The following is a 14,857-nucleotide window of genomic DNA, read 5'->3' as shown; positions in this document are numbered from 1 at the left end:
ACAACCGATGTCACGGATGGCAGGCAAGGTCGCCTTCATCACCGGTGCCGGAAACGGCATGGGACGCAGTCACGCGGTCCGGCTCGCGGAGGAGGGCGCCGACGTCGTTGCCGTCGACCTTCCCTCGGCCGCAGCCGATCTCGACGAAACCCGAAGGCTGGTCGTCGAACTCGGCCGCCGGGCCGTCGTGGCCCACGCCGACGTGCGGGACCCGGCGGCGCTGCGGGCGGCCGTCGACGCCGGAGTCGCGGAACTGGGGCCCCTCGACGTCGTCGTCGCGAACGCCGGTGTCTGCGACAACCCCGGCCCAGCCTGGACGATCGACGACGAGATCTGGCACCGATCGCTCGACGTCAACCTCACCGGCGTCTGGAACACGGCGACCGCCGCGGTCCCGGCGATACGGGACGGCGGCGGATCCGTCGTGATCGTCAGTTCGACCGCAGGCATCAAGGCGGTGGCCGGGGCCGCCCACTATTCGGCGTCCAAGACCGCCGTGGTCGGGTTGGCCCGGACCCTCGCGAACGAACTCGGACCGCAGTTCATCCGGGTGAACGTGCTGCACCCCGGTGCCGTCGGCACCCGCATGACCCTGAACCCGGAGACGATGGCACGGTTGCGGCCGGACCTCGAGAACCCCTCCCGCGACGACGTCGTCCCCGTCCTCGCGGCCAACCACGTCCTGCCCGTTCCGTGGCTGGACGCGCGGGACGTCAGCAACGCGCTGCTGTTCCTCGCCTCGGACGAATCGCGATACATGACCGGCACACAACTCGTGGTCGACGCCGGACTGACCCAGAAGGTGTAGAGATGACAGGTCGAGTGAACGGAAGAGTCGTCCTGGTCACCGGTGCCGCGCGCGGGATCGGCCGGGCGCAGGCACTGCGATTCGCGCAGGAGGGCGCGGACGTCGTGGCCGTCGACCTGTGCGGCCCGGTCGGCACTGTGGTGACACCACCCGCGAGCCCGGAGGATCTCGAGGTGACCGCGAAACTGGTCCGGGACACGGGCCGGCGGATCGTGACGGCGCAGGTGGACGTGCGCGACGGAACGGCACTCGCCGACGCGGTGACGGCCGCGGCCGGGGAACTGGGCGGGCTGGACTTCGTGTGCGCCACGGCGGGGATCACGTCCTCGGGTGCTGCGCTGGAACTCGATACGCAGACGTGGCAGACGATGCTCGACGTCAATCTGACGGGGGTGTGGCAGACGTGCAAGGCGGCGGCCCCGCACCTGATCGAGCGGGGCGGCGGGGCGATGATCCTGACGAGTTCCATCGCCGGTCTGCGCGGACTCGTCGGCGTCGCCCATTACACCGCGGCCAAGCACGGGGTGGTGGGCCTGATGCGGTCGCTGGCCAAGGAACTCGCACCGCACCGGGTGCGGGTCAACAGCGTGCATCCCACCAACGTCGACACGGACATGATCCAGAACGACATGGTGCGGCGGGCGTTCCGGCCCGACCTCGAGCACCCAACCCGGGAGGAGTTCGCGGCGGCCGCGGTGACGATGAACATGCTGCCGATTCCGTGGATCGAACCGGTCGACGTGGCCAACGCCGCGCTGTTCCTGGCCTCCGACGAGGCGCGGTACATCACGGCGGTCGCCCTGCCGGTCGACGCGGGCAGCGTCAGCAGATGATTGTCGCGGGCAGCGTCAGTCGGTGACACTCAGTCGCGTCGCCGGCCGAACCGGCGACTGGGTTCGTCACCGACGAGGCGTTCGCCACGGCCGCCGGAACGGAGAACTCACATCCTTGTGGGGCGGATCCGTGAATTCGGTCTGGACCGACGAGATGGCCTGCTGCGCCGGGCCCGACGGCGACCCGGTGCGGGGCAGGAACGTGGCCGCGACGAGCCCGACCAAGCCGACCAACGCCAGGACAACCATGGCGAGCGCGTACGACCGCTCGGGGGTGGAGGTGATTCCGGCGACGAGGACAGTGCCGGCGATCGCGGCGCCGAGGGACGAGCCGAGATTCGACACGCTCCGTGACAGGCCGGAAATTTCGCCCTGCTGGTGCTCGCCGAAGGCCGACTGCACGATGTTGACCGACGGGGTGAGCATGACACCGAGACCCAGTCCGATCAGCAGCAGTCCCGGCGCGAAGGCCCAGACGTTCGGGGTGCCACTCACCAGGGCCAGCAGCACGGTTGTCCCGCCGATCACGACGAGGAAGCCGGCGAGGATCAGGGTGCGCTGCGCGCGCCGCTTCGCGAACCGTTCGGCAGCGAGGGAGGCCGCCAGCAGACCGGCCGTTTCCGCGGTGAAGATGACACCGGTCTCGATCGCGTCGTAGCCGCGCACGACCTGGAGGTAGGCCGCGACCACGAACGACACCCCGGTGAGCAGCAGCCACTGAGTGTTCTGGGTGACCAGGCCCAGATTGGAAGTGCGGTTGCGGAACAGCGCGGTCGACAGCAGCGGGTCCGTGCCGGCGCGTTCCTTGGCCCGCACCGAGCGTAAGAACCACACCAGCACCAGGGCGCCAGCAATGATGAGGGTGATCATCAACCAGGCGTTGTTGTCCGCGGCGAGGATTCCGGTGACGATCAGGACGAGGCCGACCGCCGAGAGGATTGCCCCGCCGGTGTCGAACGGACGTGTGCGGTCCGGCGGTAGCGGATCGGTGATGTTCCGCGCCAGCACCACGATGATCGCGATGACCAGGGCCTGGAACACGAATGCCGCCCGCCAGCTGATCGCCGAGGTGATGAGGCCGCCGATCAGCGGCCCGGCGGCCGCGCCGATGCCTCCCATCGCGCTGATCGCACCGAAGGCGCGGGCTCGCGAGGTGACCTCGGTGAACAACAGCGTGGTGAGGATGTAGACGGGTGGGATCAGCAGGGCCGTGCCCACTCCTTCGAGGATCGAATTGCCGAGGATGAGAATGCCCAGGCCGGGGGCTGCTGCGCTCATCACGGCACCGACTCCGTAGATGACCAGGCCGACGGTGAAACAACGCTTCCGCCCGTACTTGTCGGTCAGCTTGCCGCCGGGGATCATCAGTGCCGCCATCACCAACAGGAAGAGGGTGATCGCAACCTGCACACCTTGCACGCTGGTGTCCAGGTCTTCGCTGATGTCGTTGATCATCACGTTCATGTTGGAGCCGGCGAAGCTGCAGATGAACTGGGCCAGCGCCAGCGGGATCAGAACCCGGCGGAGAGCGGCCGAGCGGTAACCTGCCTCGTTTCGTGGAGCCATCTCGCACCTGTTCCGGGTTGGCGGCCGTGACTTCGTCTCCCGGCGCACAGCCTCATGCAGTGTGCGCCTACGCGTGAATACGCGCCGTGCTCAGGGAATCAGACGTTGAGTGATGGAGTGATGTTACCGCCGGACGAGTTGGTCGGCCAGTGAAAGCGACGCCGGCGGCCCAGCGACCGTTGTTCCCGGGTTCGGCCCCGCAACAATGTTGCGGGGTGGTGAATTCACCTCCATTGCCTACTCGTTCGGAGGACACTTGCCCCGAAGGCCATTTCTCGCTCGTCCTGGGAAGGGAACTCCATGTCCGAGGAGTTGTCGGTCAAACAAGTTGTGGCACAAGGTACCGCGATGGCCCTGGGCCGCGTCGAGGTCGAATCCGGCGGACCTTTCATGAGTGTCGCGACCGTGTCGATGAACACCAAGTAAACAGTACGGCAACTCTTTTCGACCATGCAGGAAACATCTGAGGATGGGGAGATCGGTTATGCGTATCGAGGATTACGGACTCATCGGAGATCTACAGACAGCCGCTCTGGTGGGCCGCGATGGCGCCATCGACTGGCTGTGTCTGCCTCGCTTCGATTCCGCGTCGTGCTTCGCCGCCCTGGTCGGGGACGAACGGCACGGCCGCTGGAGCCTGTCCCCGGTCGGCGAGGCGCGGGTCAGTGCTCGCCGCTACCGTCCGGGGACGCTGGTGCTCGAATCGGATTTCGAGACCGCCGACGGCATGGTGCGCATCATCGACTTCATGCCGCGGCGCGGCGACGGTCCACCCCGGGTGATGCGAATCGTCCAAGGTGTGCGCGGCCGGGTGCCGATGAAGATGGAACTGGTGATTCGCCCCGACTACGGGACCATTGCCCCGTGGGTGGAGCCGGAACCGGACGGAATCCGCGCCACCGCAGGACCGGACGCCTTCCGCCTCTGCACACCCGTGCCCCTGCAGATCAACAAGGGGACGGTCGGCGCCAGGTTCGTCGTCACCGAGGGTGGCCGTGCCCGGTTCGCTCTGTGCTGGCACTCCTCCTTCGAAGACGCGCCGACGATGGAGGACGCCGACTCGGCGCTGGCCCGCACCGAGGCGTGGTGGCGAGAGTGGAGTGGGCGCTGCGTGTACTCGGGCCCCTACCGCGATCAGGTGCTGACCTCCCTGATCGCGCTCAAGGCCATGACCTACGAAAAAACCGGCGGTATGGTCGCCGCGCCCACGACCTCCCTGCCCGAGGACGTCGGGGGAGTGCGCAACTGGGACTACCGCTACTGCTGGCTGCGTGACTCCGCGCTCGCCCTCGAGGCGTTGCTCGCCGCCGGTTACACCGACGAGGCGCTCGCCTTCCGGGATTTCCTCACGCGCGTCGGCACCGGCGATCCGACGAAGATCCAGATCATGTACGGAATCAGCGGGGAGCGGCGCCTCACCGAATTCGAACTCGTCGGCTTCCCCGGCTACGAAGACTCCCAGCCGGTCCGAGTCGGCAACGCGGCATCCGAGCAGTTCCAGCTCGACGTCTACGGCGAGGTCGTCGGCATGCTCTTCGCCGGTGCGGAGATCCTCGGCCGGATCGACCCCCGGCGGTGGCCGCGCTGGCAAAAGCTCATCGAGCACATCGAAACCATTTGGCGCGAACCCGACGACGGCATCTGGGAGACCCGCGGGCCTCGCCGGCATTTCACCCACTCCAAAGTGATGGCCTGGGTGGTCTTCGACCGAGCGGTGCGCCTGGCCGAACGGTTCGAACTCCCTGCCCCCATCGAGCGTTGGAGGCAGGTACGCGACGAAATTCACCGCGACGTCTGCGCCCATGGGTTCGACAGGCAGCGAAACACTTTCACGCAGTATTACGGGTCCGAGGAGCTCGACGCGAGCGTGCTCACCATTCCGCTCGTCGGCTTCCTGCCCGGTTCGGATGCCCGCGTGAGCGGAACGATCGACGCGATCACCCGTGGGCTCGGCCGCGACGGGTTCGTCTCGCGCTACTCGACGGCGCAGACCGACGACGGATTGGCCGGCGACGAAGGGCAGTTCCTGGCATGCTCGTTCTGGTTGGTCAGCGCGCTGGCCTTGAACGGGCGGACCGAACACGCCCGGGCCCTGTTCGAGCGGCTCATTGCCCTGTGCAACGACCTGGGTCTGCTTGCGGAGGAGTACGACGTCCGCCGGCGCCGGCAGGTCGGCAACTTTCCCCAGGCGTTCAGCCATCTCACGCTCATCGGCGCGGCGTATGCCATTGCCGGTGCCGAAGGCGGCGCACAAGTGGCCGATTCCGATCCACTAGGTGTTTCGACGCGCAGGATGACACCGGCATGATCGTGAATGTCGCACACGAGGAAGGCGGGCCCGCGGCTTCGCGCTGGCGGTCGGCGACTCATCCCTTCCTGTACGAGATCAACACCTGGCCGTGGTTGAACCGGTTGAGCACCGACACCGGTCGTCGCATCGACCTCGGGAGCGTGCCCGACGAGCACTGGGACGCCATCGCAGACCTCGGTTTCGACGCGGTGTGGCTGATGGGCGTATGGGAGCGCAGCCCGGCGGGTGTGACCATCGCGTTGGCCGACGGCGAACTCGTCTCCGCCTTCGAGGCGACGCTCGACGACTACACACCGTCCGACGTCGTCGGATCGCCGTACTGCATCCGTGACTACGAGGTCGACTCGAATCTGGGCGGTCGGGCGGGTCTCGCGTCCGCGCGGGCAGCCCTCGCGAGGCGGGGACTCGGCCTGATCCTGGACTTCGTCCCGAACCATGTGGCACCCGACCACCCCTGGACGACAACTCATCCCGAGCGTTTCGTCCAGGGCACCGCGGCGGATCTCCGACACGACGCCATGTCGTTCGTCGATGTCGCCGGCCGGGTGCTGGCCAACGGGCGGGATCCCTACTTCCCGGCGTGGCCCGATGTCGTGCAGCTCAACGCCTTCTCCCCGGACCTGCGGTCGGCGGTGGTGGACACGCTCCGCCGGATCGCAGAGCAGTGCGACGGCGTCCGATGCGATATGGCGATGCTCATGATGAACGACACGTTCGGCCGAACGTGGGGCGCCCGGGCAGGCGACGCTCCCGCCGACGACTACTGGCCGACTGTGATTCCCGCGGTGCGCGAGAGCCATCCGACGTTCCATTTCATCGCCGAAGCGTACTGGGACCTGGAGTGGGCGCTGCAACAGCAGGGTTTCGACTTCTGCTACGACAAGCGCCTCTACGACCGCCTGGTCCAGGGGGATGCCGAGCAGGTGGGCGGCCATCTCCTCGCCGACCGCGACTACCAGGAGAAGCTGGTGCGGTTCATCGAAAATCATGACGAGCCAAGGGCAGCGACGGTATTCGACCCGGCACGGGAGAACGCTGCAGCGGTGGCGACACTCACCCAGACCGGGGCGCGTCTCGTGCACGACGGCCAGATGGAGGGCCGACGCGCACGGCTGCCGGTCTTCCTCGGGCGCTTCCCCACGGAGCCCGTCGACACCGACCGGTCCCTGTTCTACCGCTCGCTGCTGACGGCACTCGGCGACAACACGTTCCGCACCGGCGTGTGGCAGCTGTGTGACCGCTCGGGCAGCCCTGGCAACGACCGCACCGAGGATCTGGTCGCGTGGTGCTGGGACGGCGACCGTCGATGGCTGGTCGTGGTGAACCTGGGCCCCGGCACCGCGATCGGCTACGTGCGCGTGCCGTGGCACGACCTGCGCGGCGTGCCCTGCCGACTCGTCGACCCCACCCACGACGCGGTCTTCGACCGTGCCGGCACCGACCTCTGCGATGGTCTGTACGTCGAGCTCGGTCCGTGGCAGTGGCACCTGTTCCGTATCGACTCCGCAGAGGAGCACACATGAGCAAGCATGCATCCGACGGACGCACCACGGCGGAACACGCCCGCCTCGCCGAGGCCACCGGCCGTGCCGAGGACGACCTGTTCGCGGCGAACCCGTGGTATGAGTGGGGTCCCTACCTGTCGGAGCGGGCGTGGGGCACCGTGCGCGAGGACTACAGCGACAGCGGCGACGCCTGGGAGTATTTCCCCCACGACCACGCCCGTTCACGCGCCTACCGATGGAACGAGGACGGCATGGCCGGGCTGTCCGACATCCACCACGACCTGTGCCTGGCGCTCACGCTGTGGAACGGCGCCGATCCGATCCTCAAGGAACGGATGTTCGGTCTCACGGGCCCGCAGGGCAACCACGGTGAGGACGCCAAGGAGTACTGGTGGTACCTCGAGGGCCTTCCGAGTCACGCACTCCTGCAGTGGCGATACCACTATCCGCAGGCCGAGTTCCCCTATCAGCAGCTGGTCGACGAGAACGCACGCCGCGGCCGCGGCGAATTCGAGTTCGAACTGCTCGACACCGGGGTGTTCGACGACGGTCGCTTCTGGGTCGTCGACGTCACGTACGCGAAGGCCGGTCCCACCGAAGTGCTGGCCCGCATCACTGTCCGGAACCAGGGACCCGAAGTGGCCGACATCGACGTCCTCCCCACGGCATGGTTCCGCAACACGTGGCGTTCGTCCGGGAGCGCCGAGATCCCCGGGCTGTCCCTCGACGGTGACGCCGTCGTCGTCGATCACCCGCGCCTGCGCGGCTATCGGCTCGAGGCGGCCCCCGCGAGCGACGGGACGCGGCCCGAACCCTTGTTCTGCGACAACGAAACCAACACCGCCCGGCTGTTCGGTGCGGCACCGATCACCCCGTTCCCGAAGGACGGCATCAACGACCACATCGTCGCCGGCGCAGACACCGTCAACCCCGACCTACGGGGAACGAAGGCGGCGTGGCGCTATCACCTGACGGTTGCCGCCGGGGAAACCGTGGAGCTGCGACTGCGCCTGTGGCGGCCCGAGCCGACCAGCCCTGCACCACAATCGACGATATGGTCGACGACTGCGTTCGACAACGTCCTCGCCCGCCGGCACGCGGACGCCGACGAGTTCTACCGCACCCTCGCCCCGAGCGACATCGATCCCGAACGCATGCGGATCCTCCGGCAGTCGTGCGCCGGTCTGATCTGGAGCAAGCAGATGTACCCGTATCGGATGACGACCTGGCTCGACGGCGATCCCGCCGAACCGGCTCCACCGCCGGGACACCGCAGCGGTCGCAACACCGGGTGGCGGCACCTCGACTCGTTCGACCTCCTGGCGATGCCCGACCCGTGGGAATACCCCTGGTTCGCCGCGTGGGACCTCGCATTCCACACGGTCCCCTGGGCACATCTCGATCCCGCCTTCGCCAAGTACCAGCTCATCGTGCTGCTCAAAGAGTGGTTCCTCCACCCCAACGGCGCCCTCCCCGCCTACGAATGGAGCTTCGACGACGTGAACCCGCCGGTGCACGCCCTGGCCGCACTGCGGGTATTCCTCATCGACGGCGGTGAGGACGTGGAGTTCCTCGAACGTGTCTTCCAGAAACTCCTGCTCAACTTCACGTGGTGGCTCAACCGCCAGGACCCCGACGGGAACAACCTCATCGGCGGCGGCTTCCTCGGGCTCGACAACATCAGTCCCCTGGACCGCTCCCACCTCCCTCCGGGGGTACGGCTGGAACAGGCTGACGGGACGGGGTGGCTGGCCTATTACTCCGCCGCCATGCTCGTTCTCGCCCTGACGCTGGCCGACGACAACGACGTCTACGAGGACATGGTCGTCAAGTTCCTGGAGCAGTTCGCGTTGATCACGGCGGCGCTCGACGAGTCGGGGCTGTACGACCCGAACGATGGATTCTTCTACGATCGGCTCGTCGACGCCGGTGGTAACGCCACGCCGATCCGGGTGCAGACTCTGGTCGGCGTGATACCGGTCCTGGTAGCTGTGTCTGTTCCCGAGCGCAATTCGGAACGGGCGCAACGGCTGAGCAAGCGCTTCGCTCGTATGGTGCGCGCGAAGGGAACGGGCTCGGATCAGTCGTGGCGGGTGCGGACCGCCGACACCGAGCGCCGACTGCTGCTGTCGCTGCTGACGGAGCAGCAGCTTCGAACCGTGCTCGCGACACTCTTCGACGAGGACGCCTTCCTCTCACCGCACGGGCTGCGCTCGCTGTCCAAGCAGTTCGAGTCGCCATACACCCTGCCGGGCACACCGGACGCGGTGATCGACTACCAGCCGGCCGAGTCCCGCACTTCGATGTACGGCGGCAACTCGAACTGGCGGGGCCCCGTCTGGTTCCCCGTCAACTACCTCGTGATCCGGGCGTTGCTGCAGTACGCACAGTTCTTCGGTGACGACTTCACCATCGACTACCCCACCGGTTCGGGGCGACGCCTCACCCTCCGGCAGGTCGCCGACGACCTAGCCGACCGCCTCGTCGGCATCTGGCTGCCGGACGCCGAAGGGAACCGGCCGGTGAACGGCGGCGAGAAACTACTCCAGACCGACCCCGCATGGAAGTACAACCATCTGTTCTACGAGTACTTCCACGGCGACAACGGTGCCGGTCTCGGCGCGTCCCACCAAACCGGCTGGACTGCGCTTGTGGCCGATCTGATCCTCGACCCGCCCGGTCGTAGCGCATGGATCGTCGGATCCGACGCCAATCCTGCCGATCCGTGATAGAACAGGTGTCAGTTTCGGGGGTGGACGAAGGGTGAATGCCGTGGATCTCGAGGCCGTCGCCGCGATCAGCAGGCTCAAGTACACGTATCTGCGCGCCCTGGACACGAAGTGCTGGGACGAGTTCGCGGACACGCTCCTTCCCGACGCGACCGCGAACTACGGCGAGCATCTCGCGTTCGAGTCGCGGGACGCGCTGGTCGAGTTCATGAAGTCGAATCTGGGGCCGCAGACCATCACCGAGCATCACTGCGGTCATCCGGAGATCGACGTCGACGGCGACACGGCGACGGGGCGGTGGTTCCTGTCCGACACCGTGCTTATTCCGGAACACGACATGGTGCTGCGCGGGGCGGCGTTCTACTCCGACCGCTACGTCCGCGGGCCGGACGGCCGATGGCGGATCGCCCACACCGGCTACGAGCGCACGTACGAGGCGGTGATGTCGCTGGCCGACATTCCCAGCTTCCGGCTGACGGCCAACCGGTGGGCAGCCGACGCACAATCGGACCGAGGGGACTCGTGATGGGGACGCTGGACGGCAAGGTCGCACTGATCACCGGCGCCGGGCAGGGCGTGGGCGCCGGGATGGCGTTCGCGCTGGCCAAGGAAGGTGCGCGGATCGCCGTGGTCGGGCGCACGGAGGCGAAACTCGTCGACACGTGCGCCGCGATCGCCGACTTCGGCGGCGTGGCCGAGCCGATCGTCTGCGACGTCAGCAAACGCGATCAGCTGGGTCCGATGGTCGACCGCGTCGTGGAGGTGTTCGGCGGGATCGACATACTCGTCAACAACGCCAACGCGAGCGCGCTCGGACCGCTTCTGGAGATCACCCCGAAGCTTCTCGACCGCGCGATGGCCGTCGGACCGGTGGCCACCCTGTTCCTCATGCAGCTGTGTTACCCGCACCTGAAGGCGCGCGGCGGCGGCTCGATCATCAACCTCGTCAGCTCATCGGCCGTACGTTGGGACACGAGCGGCTACGGGCTGTACGCGGCCACCAAGGAGGCGATGCGTTCGCTCACCCGGACCGCGGCCAGCGAATGGGGTCCGGACGGCATCCGCGTCAACGCGATTGCGCCGCACGCACTGTCCCCGGGACTGAAGTGGTGGACGGAGACCAATCCGGAGGAGGCTGCCGAGTTCGTGAAGTCGATTCCGCTCGGCCGGATCGGTGATTGCGAACGCGACATCGGGCGCGCCGTCGTCTTCCTCGTCGGTCCCGACGCCGGCTACCTGTCGGGAGCCACCATCCCGCTCGACGGCGGTCAGGCGCGCTGGAGCTGATCGCACGCGATTGGCCCGAGCTTGCTCATTTCCCTCCCATCCGGTAGGAATTGCGTCGTGCATACGACTCACCTGGTGCGACGCCTGACCGTCGACCTGTGCCGTACGTGCGCCAACATCTGTTGTTGCTGATGGCCCCGGCGCGCGCACCGCGTGCTGTCCATTCCTCGGTAGCCGCCGGCATCCGGTAACTCCTCACGCATCCTCCGCGTTCGCAGGTCCGGGCCGGTGCTCCCGTACCCAGGCACGATCCACCTTCGCGGAAAGACATCATGAGCACTGCATTCGAAACCAGGACAGCGTCGCTGACGCTCGACAAGTTCGGCCCCTCGTTCGGGGCCGAGATCATCGGACTGGACGTCGCGTCCGCCACCGACGCCGAGGTGGCCGCGATCCGTTCGGCGCTGACCGAGCACAAGGTGCTGGTCCTGCGGGGCCAGTCGCTCGACGACTCGGGCCACATCGAGTTCGGTCGCCGGCTCGGTCGGCTTACCGCGGGCCACCCCGTCCACGACAGCGGCAACGTGGCCCGGGAGGTGTACGCGCTCGACAGCCAGGACAACGGTTTCGCCGACGTGTGGCACACCGACGTCACGTTCATGAAGCGGCCGCCGCTGGGGTCGATCCTCCGGCCCGTCGTCCTCCCACCGCACGGCGGCGACACCAACTGGGCCGACAGCCAACTGGCGTACGAGTCGCTGTCGCTGCCGATCCGGCAGATGATCGACCAGCTGACCGCGGTCCACGACGGCAACCGCGAATTCGGGTACTACCTCGCGCAGAAGCGCGGCGGCAAGGGAAACATCTGGGACGGTGAGGAAGTCACGGCACTCGTGCCCGTCGAGCATCCCGTCGTGCGGGTGCACCCGGAAACGGGCCGCAAGGGCATCTTCGTGAACCCGGGCTTCACGTCCCACATCGCCGGAGTGTCCGAGGCAGAGAGCCGGGGAATCCTCGACTTCCTGTATGCCCACCTCACCAAACCGGAGCACGTCGTGCGGCACCGCTGGCGCCTCGGCGACCTCGTGCTGTGGGACAACCGCAGCACCGCGCACTACGCCAACCGCGACTACGGAACCCAGCACCGCGTCATGCACCGCATCACGCTGGAAGGCGATGTGCCGGTGGGCCCGCAGTAGGGCAACGTGCGCATTCACCGGGCGGGCGGCGTCCGCAGCGACTAGCGTCACGATCCGTGACCCCGGCATCGGACATCTCACGACGCAAGTTCCTCGCCTCCGCCGCAGCGGCAGGCGGCGCCGCATTCCTCAGTTCGTGGGCGGGCCCGGTGATCGACCGGGCGTACGCGCAGGATCCGGGTGGCAGCGGGTCGCTGAACGACATCGAGCACTTCGTCTACCTCATGCAGGAGAACCGCTCGTTCGACCACTACTACGGCACGCTGTCGGGGGTGCGCGGCTTCGACGACCCGTCGCCGGCGTGGCAGCAGTACGGCTGGACGCCAGGCGTCGGGCCGACGCCGACCGGGTTTCTCAACCCGTTCCGGCTCGACACCACGCAGGGCACGCACCTCGACGGCGAATGCATCAACGACCCCACCCATTCGTGGGGTCCGCAGCACGACGCGTGGAACGGCGGCGCGATGGACCGGTGGATGCCGGTGCACATCGCGCACGAGGGGCCGCTCAACGGTCCCGCCACGATGGGCTACTACACGCGGGCCGACATCCCCGTCCACTACGACCTCGCCGACGCCTTCACGATCTGCGACCACTACTTCTGCTCCGTGCTCGGGCCGACGGACCCGAACCGGCTGTACTGGATGACGGGAACCATCGACCCGGACGGGCTGGCGGGCGGTCCGCTCGTCGAGACACCGACGGTGATCCCGAGGTTCGCCTACTCCTGGCGCACCTATCCGGAGAACCTGCAGGAGGCCGGCGTCACCTGGAAGGTGTACGCCAACAAGGACCTCGGACCGGTGTCGAGTGTCGCGCTCGACGGGATGCTCGGCTGTTTCAAGCAGTACAGCGACCCGAATTCGGAACTCGCCCGCCGCGGACTCGATCCGACGTACCCGAACGACTTCCGGGCCGACGTCGCGAACGGCACCCTGCCCGCGGTGTCCTGGATCGTCCCCAACATCTTCACGTGCGAGCACCCGGCGCTGCCCCCGGCCGCGGGCGCGGTCGGGATCGTCGAGGTGCTCGACATCCTCACGTCCAACCCGGCGATCTGGGAGAAGACGGCGCTGATCATCAGTTACGACGAGAACGGCGGCTTCTTCGACCACGTCACCCCGCCCACACCGCCGCCGGGCACCCCGGGCGAATACCTGACGGTCCCGTTGAACACGGTGTCGGAGAGCGAGAACAATCCGGGTCCGATCGGCCTCGGATTCCGGGTACCGTCGCTGATCATTTCCCCGTACAGTCGCGGCGGCCTCGTCGCGTCCGACACGTTCGACCACACGTCGCAACTGCGACTGCTCGAGAAGCGGTTCGGGGTTCCCGTCCCCAACCTCACCGACTGGCGTCGCGGCGCGGTCGGCGACATGACGTCCGGGTTCGACTTCTCGTCGGCACCGAACGCCGGCGTGCCCGCGATGACCGACCCCGGGCCACGCCTGCAGGCGGCGATCGCCCAGTGCGGGCCCAACGTGGCCGCGGGAACGCTCAACGCCGGTGCGCCCTACCCGGTTCCGCCGAATCAGATGCCCGCGCAGGAGCCGTCGCCGCTGCGGCGACGGCCCAGCGGGCTGATCATGTAGCGCCTCAGAGGCGTACCGCCCGGCCCTCCTCGATCGATTGCAGGATCGCCAGCGCGGCGGTCGCCGAACGCAATCCGTCGTGTCCCGTCGCCACGGGCTGACCGACCCCGCGGACGGCGTCGACGAACGCCCGGATCCCCGGCGCGTACAGGTTGTCGACGGTTTCGAGCGGGACGGCCGTGTCGTGCCCGTCCCGGATCATGCGCAGCGTCCCGGTGGGATCGGGGCGCATGCAGTCGGTGGCGACGAGAGTCCCTGCCGTTCCGTGGATCTCGAATCCGGTGACGCCACCGGGGACCGTGTACGCGTCGTGCAGCGAGAACAGGGTGTTCGTGCCGAGGACGCCGCTCGTCATCACGGCGTCCGCCGGACCGTCACTGAGTCCCTGGCACGCGCCCACCGTCGTGACCGTGGTCGGTTCCATCCCGGTGACGAAGCGGAGCGTGTCGATGTCGTGCACCGCGAGGTCGAGGACGACGCCGCCGCCGACGCCGTCGAGACGCCACCCCCGCAGGGCCTGGCGCAGCAGGATGGCGTTGCTCACGCGCACCGACAGGATGTCGCCGATCGCGCCCTCGGCCAGCAACTTTCGCGCCGCGCGGTGGACGGGATGGGTGCGGAGGTGATGGTTCGTCGCGAACACGACCCCCGCGGATGCGGCCGCGTCGACCATCTTCTGCGCCTGAGTGACGTCGAACGAGAGCGGTTTCTCGCACAGCACGTGCAGGCCCGCGTCGATCGCGGCCATGGCGTGATCGAAGTGCTTGTCGTTGGTGGAGGAGATGTACGCGGCCCGGACGTCGCCGCCCACCGCCACGCGCAGGTCGCCCGTGGCGGACTCGATGTCGTGGGTCCGCCGGTAGTCCTCCGCGCGCGCCGCGTCACCGCTGAGCACCACCGCTGCCGTCTGCCCGCACTCGCGCAGCGCGGGGAGCACGCGGGTGGCCGCGACATTGCTCGCGCCGAGAATCGCCCACCTCATGAGCTTCGGTCCTTCCTCGGGCCGGTGGGTCCGGCCTTCCCTCGGCGGGACTGTACGCCGAGTTCAGTGAGCGCACTACTGTTCGTTATGCGAACGTGCCTGACC

At 67.8% G+C, this 14,857-nt stretch carries 12 protein-coding genes; 10 read left to right on the top strand and 2 right to left on the bottom strand.

The window, feature by feature from the left end; genetic code table 11:
* Window positions 1–7 precede the first annotated feature (7 nt).
* Both I1A62_RS19500 and I1A62_RS19495 read left to right on the top strand, forming a co-directional pair.
* A complete protein-coding gene (locus I1A62_RS19500; RefSeq protein WP_219459473.1) occupies window positions 8–808 on the top strand; it encodes a mycofactocin-coupled SDR family oxidoreductase in 801 nt (266 codons plus the stop codon).
* 2 nt (window positions 809–810) lie between these two features.
* Window positions 811–1,641 (top strand): mycofactocin-coupled SDR family oxidoreductase, encoded by an 831-nt coding sequence (locus I1A62_RS19495; RefSeq protein WP_124393932.1) that lies wholly within the window; start codon window positions 811–813, stop codon window positions 1,639–1,641.
* 66 nt (window positions 1,642–1,707) lie between these two features.
* Here the strand turns inward: I1A62_RS19495 and I1A62_RS19490 are convergent, their stop codons facing one another.
* Window positions 1,708–3,207: an MFS transporter gene (locus I1A62_RS19490; RefSeq protein WP_219459472.1), complete on the bottom strand. Its 1,500-nt coding sequence runs from the start codon at window positions 3,205–3,207 to the stop codon at window positions 1,708–1,710.
* 300 nt (window positions 3,208–3,507) lie between these two features.
* On the opposite strand from I1A62_RS19490, the gene I1A62_RS46405 reads away from it, so the two are divergent.
* From I1A62_RS46405 to I1A62_RS19455, 8 genes are all read left to right on the top strand, one after another.
* Window positions 3,508–3,633 (top strand): hypothetical protein, encoded by a 126-nt coding sequence (locus I1A62_RS46405; protein ID WP_257890843.1) that lies wholly within the window; start codon window positions 3,508–3,510, stop codon window positions 3,631–3,633.
* Between the two features lie 37 nt (window positions 3,634–3,670).
* Window positions 3,671–5,515, top strand: a complete 1,845-nt coding sequence (locus I1A62_RS19485; RefSeq protein ID WP_257890955.1) for a glycoside hydrolase family 15 protein — start codon at window positions 3,671–3,673, stop codon at window positions 5,513–5,515.
* Entirely contained in the window at window positions 5,512–7,041 is a 1,530-nt protein-coding gene (locus tag I1A62_RS19480) for an alpha-amylase family glycosyl hydrolase (protein ID WP_219459470.1), read from the top strand. Before I1A62_RS19485 ends, I1A62_RS19480 begins: the two co-directional genes overlap by 4 nt.
* A complete protein-coding gene (locus I1A62_RS19475) occupies window positions 7,038–9,752 on the top strand; it encodes a glucosidase (protein ID WP_219459469.1) in 2,715 nt (904 codons plus the stop codon). Before I1A62_RS19480 ends, I1A62_RS19475 begins: the two co-directional genes overlap by 4 nt.
* 43 nt (window positions 9,753–9,795) lie before the next feature.
* Window positions 9,796–10,278: a nuclear transport factor 2 family protein gene (locus I1A62_RS19470; protein ID WP_219461275.1), complete on the top strand. Its 483-nt coding sequence runs from the start codon at window positions 9,796–9,798 to the stop codon at window positions 10,276–10,278.
* Complete coding sequence (locus I1A62_RS19465; protein WP_206009561.1) at window positions 10,278–11,039, top strand: SDR family NAD(P)-dependent oxidoreductase; 762 nt, start codon at window positions 10,278–10,280, stop codon at window positions 11,037–11,039. The genes I1A62_RS19470 and I1A62_RS19465 overlap by 1 nt, the downstream gene beginning before the upstream one ends.
* Before the next feature lie 272 nt (window positions 11,040–11,311).
* Window positions 11,312–12,178, top strand: coding sequence for a TauD/TfdA family dioxygenase (locus tag I1A62_RS19460; RefSeq protein ID WP_087558032.1), 867 nt, complete (start codon window positions 11,312–11,314; stop codon window positions 12,176–12,178).
* Between the two features lie 56 nt (window positions 12,179–12,234).
* Complete coding sequence (locus I1A62_RS19455) at window positions 12,235–13,770, top strand: phospholipase C (RefSeq protein WP_124393938.1); 1,536 nt, start codon at window positions 12,235–12,237, stop codon at window positions 13,768–13,770.
* A 4-nt stretch (window positions 13,771–13,774) separates the two neighbouring features.
* On the opposite strand, the gene I1A62_RS19450 is transcribed toward I1A62_RS19455, so the two are convergent.
* Window positions 13,775–14,752: a Gfo/Idh/MocA family protein gene (locus I1A62_RS19450; protein WP_124393939.1), complete on the bottom strand. Its 978-nt coding sequence runs from the start codon at window positions 14,750–14,752 to the stop codon at window positions 13,775–13,777.
* Window positions 14,753–14,857 lie beyond the last annotated feature (105 nt).

Source organism: Rhodococcus sp. USK10 (assembly GCF_019378875.1).
GTDB lineage: Bacteria > Actinomycetota > Actinomycetes > Mycobacteriales > Mycobacteriaceae > Rhodococcus_F > Rhodococcus_F pseudokoreensis.
Note: the sequence above shows the minus strand (reverse complement) of the source record. Positions and strands in the feature narration are given on the sequence as shown.

What these genes read in the sequence shown, in the direction of transcription:
- I1A62_RS19500 (WP_219459473.1), top strand. Translation starts at nt 8, where the DNA reads ATGTCACGGATGGCAGGCAAGGTCGCCTTCATCACCGGTGCCGGAAAC.
- I1A62_RS19480 (WP_219459470.1), top strand. Translation starts at nt 5,512, where the DNA reads ATGATCGTGAATGTCGCACACGAGGAAGGCGGGCCCGCGGCTTCGCGC.
- I1A62_RS19460 (WP_087558032.1), top strand. Translation starts at nt 11,312, where the DNA reads ATGAGCACTGCATTCGAAACCAGGACAGCGTCGCTGACGCTCGACAAG.
- I1A62_RS19490 (WP_219459472.1), bottom strand. Translation starts at nt 3,207, where the DNA reads ATGGCTCCACGAAACGAGGCAGGTTACCGCTCGGCCGCTCTCCGCCGG.
- I1A62_RS19475 (WP_219459469.1), top strand. Translation starts at nt 7,038, where the DNA reads ATGAGCAAGCATGCATCCGACGGACGCACCACGGCGGAACACGCCCGC.
- I1A62_RS19450 (WP_124393939.1), bottom strand. Translation starts at nt 14,752, where the DNA reads ATGAGGTGGGCGATTCTCGGCGCGAGCAATGTCGCGGCCACCCGCGTG.
- I1A62_RS19495 (WP_124393932.1), top strand. Translation starts at nt 811, where the DNA reads ATGACAGGTCGAGTGAACGGAAGAGTCGTCCTGGTCACCGGTGCCGCG.
- I1A62_RS46405 (WP_257890843.1), top strand. Translation starts at nt 3,508, where the DNA reads ATGTCCGAGGAGTTGTCGGTCAAACAAGTTGTGGCACAAGGTACCGCG.
- I1A62_RS19465 (WP_206009561.1), top strand. Translation starts at nt 10,278, where the DNA reads ATGGGGACGCTGGACGGCAAGGTCGCACTGATCACCGGCGCCGGGCAG.